The following is a 3,673-nucleotide window of genomic DNA, read 5'->3' on the forward strand; positions in this document are numbered from 1 at the left end:
TTGCAGGCTATTCCCTATTCCCTGTTCCCTATTCCCTCTTCCCTGCCGTCCCGTCCCTCAAACGCCACCCCGCCGTCCTTCCACGACCACCACTTCAGCCGCTCCGGATCATGCGGGAACTCCGAGGCATAATAGACGGCGCACCGGAACACGTACAACATGCAGCGGTCCACGTGCACGCCCATCTGCTCGCACAGGCGGTCGTACAGGGCCTGCGGATCGGCGCCGCGCAGGTCCTCGACGCGCTGGATCCCCAGGTTGCGCAGGTCCTGCGCGATGCTGGCGCCCACCCCGGGAATGCGGCGCAGCTCGTCCTTCGCGGCGGATTTCACGGGCAATGCAACCTTTCGGCGATGACGGGTGTCAGACAGGGCGTACGGAGCGGGCGAGGAGGTTTGAAACTCCGGCTGGTGCCCGCCCGTACGGAAGAATGCGCGGAGCGATGTTCACGTTCTCCTAATCCTCCGCGCGCAACCTCCGCCGATGTCTGGCGGTAGTACACACACAGGAACGGGCCGGACCGGTTGTCGAGAATGCCGACGTGACCCCCACCTCATGCTCCCAAGGCGTCCTCCGGGTGGGCACGGCTGAGAGATCGGGAAAGTTCGAGTCCTTTGCAGGGCGAGGTTCGCAGGAACGCGATCAAACACGACGGAGCCCGCCGGCATACGGCGGGCTCCTCGTGTTTTCAGCCCTCCCCGTCGTCCGCCGCCACCGCCACCGGGTTGGGCCGGAACCCCCGCAGCACCAGGAACCCCGTGATCCCCGCCACGAGCGAGGCCACGAAGATGCCGATCTTGGCGTCCTCGTTGAGCTGCGGCGCGCCCGGGAACGCCAACCCCGCGATGAACAGCGACATGGTGAAGCCGATGCCGCCCAGCAGGCTCACCCCGCGGATGGCCCGCCACGTCACCGTGTACGGCAGGGCGGCCAGGTTCGTCCGCACGGCCAGCCACGCAAAGAGGCTGATGCCGATGGGCTTGCCGATCACCAGGCCCAGGATGATGCCCAGCGTGACCCGGTCGCCGAACGCCGTGCCCAGGTTGCCGCCCAGGTGCACGCCCGCGTTGGCCAGCGCGAAGATGGGGATGATGAGGAACGCCACCCAGTGGTGCAGCTCGTGCTCGATGCGCTGCAGGGGGGCCTGCGCGGCCTCGCAGGCGTTCTCCATCTCCTGGATGGCGGCCTGCTGGCGGCGGTTGGTGAGCACGTCCCTGCCCTCCTCGCCCACCACGTCGAAGTAGTCCAGGATGCGCCGGCCGCGGTCCAGGAACTCCGCCGTGTCGATGCGCGTGCGCGCCGGGATGGTCATGGCCAGCAGCACGCCGGCCACCGTGGCGTGCACGCCGCTCTTGAGAAACGCCACCCAGACGACGATGCCCACCAGCAGGTAGGTGAGCGGGCTGCGCGCCTGCATCCGGTTGGCGACCACCAGCGCCGCCAGCAGGCCAAAGCCCAGGGCCAGCGCGCCCCAGTGGATGGCCTCCGTGTAGAAGACGGCGATCACCAGCACGGCGCCCAGATCGTCCACGATGGCCAGCGCGGCCAGGAACACCTTGAGCGACAGGGGGATGCGCGGCCCCAGCAGGGCCAGCACGCCCAGCGCGAACGCGATGTCCGTGGCCATGGGGATGCCCCATCCCCGCTCGCCCGCGTGGCCCAGGTTCAGGGCCGCGTAGATGATGGCCGGCACGATCATGCCGCCCAGCGCCGCCGCGATGGGCAGCGCCGCGCGCTTGAGGCTGGCCAGCTCGCCCACCAGGAACTCGCGCTTGATCTCCAGCCCCACCAAAAAGAAGAACACGGCCATCAGGCCGTCGTTGATCCAGTAGTGAAGCGGATAGCTCAGCGCCCACCGCCCCGCGCCCAGGGTGACCTGCGTTTCCCACAGGTGCTCGTATCCGGCGCTCCAGGGCGAGTTGGCCCAGGCGATGGCGACGAGCGTGGCGGCAATGAGCACGATGCCCCCCGCCGACTCCGTGCGCGCAAAGCGGACAAAGGGCGAAAAGACGCGCTGGATGGGCGTCAGCGGCGTGGGCGGTACCACCCGTTGCGAATGCGTGGCCATTCTTCTCCTGTCCGTCGGCTCCCTCGTGGCGCAGACCGGGGGGCAACCTAACGGGGACGCGCGCGCAATCCAACCCTGCTGGATGAGAAATTCCAGCATCAGCTCTGGATTTTTACCGTCTCGGGATCCACCGGGGGATGAAACGGAGCAGGGCCGCGGGGAGCGACGTCCCCGCGGCCCTGCCCGCGTTCGGTTCCGGAATCCGCCCGTCAGCGGTCGCGGCGGCCGCCCATGCTGCCGTGGCGCCCCAGGTCGCCGATGAGCAGGGGGAACGGGTTCACGTTCTGGCTGTCCCACCAGCGGCTCATGTCCGTCAGCCGGCCCACGCTGAAGTGCAGGTGGTAGTTGCCGGCACCCGCGTTGCCCGTGTCGCCCACGTAGGCGATCACCTCGCCGCGGCGCAGGGGCATGCCCTCGCGAACGCCGGCGGCGTAGCGCTGCAGGTGGGCGTAGTAGTACAGCGTGCGCCCGTCCGCGCCGATCTGGTAGATGGTGATGCCGCCCAGCCCGCCCGTGCGCAGGCGGTGGATGGTGCCGTCCGCCGCGGCCACCACCGGCGCGCCCGCCGGCGCCATGATGTCGATGGCGTTGTGCACGCGGCCGCCGGAGCGCGGATCGTTGTACGTGTCGTGCAGCTGCTCCGGGCGAATGCCCCGCACGGGGATCATCAGCTCCGCGCCGGGGGCCATGAACGCCTCGCCGGCCGGCGCCTCGTCCGCCGCGGCCGCGGGGCGCGACGCGGGGATGAAGAGCACGTCGCGGGGCCGGTCGCGGCGCGCGTTGGGCGCGTTCTCCGGCGCGGCGCCGATGGCGACCGTGCAGGCCGGCAGGACGAGGAGCAGGGCGAGCGCGAGCACGTGGTGCATGCGGCGTGCGTTCATGGCGCGGTGCACGTCTGGGGTAAGTCCATTGCGGCGTACGACGGCGGATCTCCCGCCGCGGCCGGTGCTTGGTTGAAGGAGGAATGCGCAAAGATCGAGATTGGCGCGCCTATATTGCGCCCATTGCATCCATCCGCGCAAGCGTTTCGTGCGCGCGGACGTGCGGCGATCACGGGGCGCGGACATGATCCGGCATCCACGCCAGTCCATGAGAACGCGCGCGAACGATCCGCATCACATTTACCAACATGGAGTTAGACGGTCGGATCACCGTTCACCACGCGCGAAATCCGCCCGATCCTGCCCAATGGAATGATCGGCAGAGCAACGGGGTCCATGCACCGGCGTTCCGCCCCGTCCTTCAGCCGGGAGAAAGCGACTGCCCGCCCGCGGAAGGTCCGCGAGCGGGCAGCCGGGAATCCGCCCAGGTCTGCCTCAGGCTGAGAGGGTGTCGCCACCCTCGCGCCTGGAAAGCGTCATCCCGAGGAGCCGCCGCACACACCCTGCCCGCTCGTTGATCCATGGCGGCGACGAAGGATCTTGCCCGCGAAGCGACAAGCCGGCTCCAGGGCACGGAATCCGGCCTCACGCTTCGCACACAAGATCCTTCGGTCGCGCCAGAATACTGCGCGCGATCATGTTACGCGCGGCGCTCCCTGAATGGAAAGTCAGGGCCAGGCTCGTGCGTGGAGGCGTGCCCCGTGCGAGCGCCCCCTCCGGGCTC

Annotated in this window: 3 protein-coding genes; all 3 read right to left on the minus strand. The window is 69.1% G+C overall.

Annotated features, from left to right (window positions below; translation table 11 throughout):
• Nucleotides 1–14 precede the first annotated feature (14 nt).
• The 3 genes from VFZ20_RS12425 to VFZ20_RS12435 all read right to left on the minus strand — a co-directional run bounded on the left by VFZ20_RS12425 (nucleotide 15) and on the right by VFZ20_RS12435 (nucleotide 2,949).
• Nucleotides 15–332: a helix-hairpin-helix domain-containing protein gene (locus tag VFZ20_RS12425; protein ID WP_329684204.1), complete on the minus strand. Its 318-nt coding sequence runs from the start codon at nucleotides 330–332 to the stop codon at nucleotides 15–17.
• A 356-nt stretch (nucleotides 333–688) separates the two neighbouring features.
• Nucleotides 689–2,068: a Na+/H+ antiporter NhaA gene (gene nhaA, locus VFZ20_RS12430; RefSeq protein WP_329684205.1), complete on the minus strand. Its 1,380-nt coding sequence runs from the start codon at nucleotides 2,066–2,068 to the stop codon at nucleotides 689–691.
• A 209-nt stretch (nucleotides 2,069–2,277) separates the two neighbouring features.
• Nucleotides 2,278–2,949: a M23 family metallopeptidase gene (locus tag VFZ20_RS12435; RefSeq protein WP_329684206.1), complete on the minus strand. Its 672-nt coding sequence runs from the start codon at nucleotides 2,947–2,949 to the stop codon at nucleotides 2,278–2,280.
• Nucleotides 2,950–3,673 lie beyond the last annotated feature (724 nt).

Source organism: Longimicrobium sp. (assembly GCF_036280135.1).
In the GTDB taxonomy this organism is placed as follows: domain Bacteria; phylum Gemmatimonadota; class Gemmatimonadetes; order Longimicrobiales; family Longimicrobiaceae; genus Longimicrobium.

Bases quoted from the DNA above. Each gene is read 5' to 3' on its own strand.
- VFZ20_RS12435 (WP_329684206.1), bottom strand. From the start codon at position 2,949: ATGAACGCACGCCGCATGCACCACGTGCTCGCGCTCGCCCTGCTCCTC.
- nhaA (WP_329684205.1), bottom strand. From the start codon at position 2,068: ATGGCCACGCATTCGCAACGGGTGGTACCGCCCACGCCGCTGACGCCC.